A 1,047-nucleotide genomic window follows, 5' to 3' on the forward strand; every position below is an offset into this window, starting at 1 on the left:
CCAGATGGCAGGCCAGGGGCAGCATGTTCAGGTAATAGCCCACCACCCGGGCCTCATCCGCCGTCTCGCGGGTGGAGGCGGCGGTGCCCAGGGTGAAGTGGGCCCGGCCGGTGCGCCGCCGCACCTCGATGGCCATCAGGGCCAGCATCAGGGCATGCAGGCTGGCACCCTGGCCCTGGGCGATGCGGCGCAGGGCGGCGGCGGTGTCGGCGTCCAGGCACAGGCGCAGGCTGTGGCTGCCCTTCGCGGCCTGGCCGCTGCGGCCCAGCGGGCGCGGCGCGTCCAGCGGCCATTCATCGAAGGGCCCGTTGCCCTCCGGCGCCGGGCTGGCCACCAGATGGTCCAGCGTGTCGCGCCAATAGGCGGCGTCGGCATCGGCCGCCGGGCTGGCCAGGTAGGCTTCCTCCCGCGCCGCCGACAGGGCCAGGCCGCCCGACAGTGCCTCCAACGCCTGTCCCTTCAGCAGGGCGGTCAGATCCTCGATCAGCACGGCCAGGGACAGGCCGTCACCCACGGCGTGGTGCAGGCCCAGCCAGAACACGGCCCCCTCCGGCGTCCGCACCAGGCCGGCCCGCCACAGCGGCGGCTGGCCCAGCGGGATGGCCGTGGCGGCATGGCCGCGCGCCTGGGCCAGCGCTGCCTCGGAATCGGCCGCCGTCTCGATCAGGAAGTGACGATCGACCAGCGCCCCGGCGGCGCCCGCGTCCAGCACCGTGCGGCGCAGAATGTCGTCACCAGCCTCCTCGAAGTGGCAGCGCAGGGCGTCATGGTGGCGGACCAGGCCGGTCCAGGCCCGGCGCCAGGCCGCGTCATCCGGCACGGCGCCCGTCACCGTCAGGGCCAGCGCCATGGTGAAGGCGCGCGTGTCCAGCCCGGCGCCCTCCGCCACCCAGAACTCGCGTTGACCTTCGGTGGCGCGGTCGCTGCCACTGCCCACCACCACGGTTTCGCCCTGGCCCAGCTGGGCCACGCGGCGGGCGAAGCCGCGCAGGGTGGGGTCGCTGAACAGTTCGCGCGCCGGCACCGGATGGCCGAAGGCCTTCTCCA

The 1,047-nt window shown here is 74.7% G+C and carries 1 protein-coding gene; it reads right to left on the reverse strand.

The window, feature by feature from the left end:
- Positions 1 to 1,047: condensation domain-containing protein (locus tag FBZ87_RS29010; protein WP_246134662.1), on the reverse strand; the 1,047-nt coding region annotated here is incomplete at both ends.

Origin of the sequence: Nitrospirillum amazonense (genome assembly GCF_007828035.1) — a bacterium.
In the GTDB taxonomy this organism is placed as follows: Bacteria; Pseudomonadota; Alphaproteobacteria; order Azospirillales; family Azospirillaceae; genus Nitrospirillum; species Nitrospirillum amazonense.